We start from the raw sequence: 1266 nt of genomic DNA, 5'->3' as shown, positions 1-1266 counted from the left end.
AATTTAATTGTTTTATCTAAAAAAAATAACTGATTTGTTAAAAGATATGGAAATAAAAATTCTTAAGTACACAATTCATTTTATAAAAAAAGAATTTCAAAAAATTGATGCCCAACTTGATTTATCACAAGAAGTAATGATGGAGGATGAGTTTTCGGTAGCATTAATAACTTTAATTCATAAATCTATTACAGAAAGCTCTTCATTAAAAAACACACATTTTAAGGATAATGAAAGTAATCTTTTTACTAATAGTTTAAATGATTATTTAGCAACTGATGAAAATGATGAGTTTTATAAATTTTCTGAAAGTTTAAGTGATCTGAAGGATAAGATAGAAAAAGTGCCGTTTGCAACTGGAGGGTATTATTTATTTGTGGACTACACAGTTGACGAAAAGAGATATATTACTGTGGTTTTGTTAAGACAAAAGGCAGGAATAAATATTTCAAAAATCTCTGGAACTTATAAATTAATAACTGCTGACAATATTAATATTGATAAAATAGCAATGGCATGTAGGGTTAATCTTCAAATCCTTTCAGAAACAGAAGATGATAGAAACTATTTAGCATTAATAACAACTCAACAAGATGGAGTGGTTTCTAAATATTTTAGGGAATGGGTTTTAGCAGCAGGCTATATTAAAAATGATAAAAATACTTCAAATTTAGTTTCAATTATTAAATCTATAGATTTGCCTACCGATGAGTTAGGCAAACCTCGATATCATAATCAAAATGATTTTCAAAAAGCAGTTTACGAATATGCAAAATCCAAAGCTGATAAAACTGTCAATCTTATAGAGATGGGTAAACATTTTTACGGTGAGCAGAATGAAATGATTTTTTTAGAATATGCTGCAAAACATTCAATTATTTTAGATACAGAATTTGTAAGACACCCTGCAAAGTGGAAAACTCTTGTAACAATAAGAGCGAAAGTTGAGGGTGTGGAAATAAATGTTGATTATAGTAAAATTAATAAGGATTACGTTGTTTTAGAGGATAATCGAATAATAATAAATTCTCAGCCTTTAGTTAATCAGATAAAGAAACAATACTCCTTGCTAGATGATAAGTAATTATTCAAATATTATTGAAAACTTTCAAATATTTTTTAATGAAAATGTAATCGTAGAAACCATTTCATTTGATGGGAGAACCTTAGCTTTTAAGGTCAATAATCATATTGATAAGGCTACAATTCTTCAGATAATTAATAGCGTATTTAGTAAAAGTAATGCCTTATTAGATAATAAATATG

The 1266-nt window shown here is 26.9% G+C and carries 2 protein-coding genes; both read left to right on the top strand.

The genetic code is table 11. The features are described from left to right. Positions 1-46: 46 nt before the first annotated feature. A complete protein-coding gene (locus FLA105534_RS23745; protein ID WP_173968543.1) occupies positions 47-1084 on the top strand; it encodes a nucleoid-associated protein in 1038 nt (345 codons plus the stop codon). Next, positions 1074-1266: hypothetical protein (locus FLA105534_RS23740; RefSeq protein ID WP_217427743.1), on the top strand; the 193-nt coding region annotated here is incomplete at its 3' end. The genes FLA105534_RS23745 and FLA105534_RS23740, both read left to right, overlap by 11 nt.

It is taken from the genome of Flavobacterium collinsii, assembly GCF_902804485.1.
Classification (GTDB): domain Bacteria; phylum Bacteroidota; class Bacteroidia; order Flavobacteriales; family Flavobacteriaceae; genus Flavobacterium; species Flavobacterium collinsii.
Note: the sequence above shows the minus strand (reverse complement) of the source record. Positions and strands in the feature narration are given on the sequence as shown.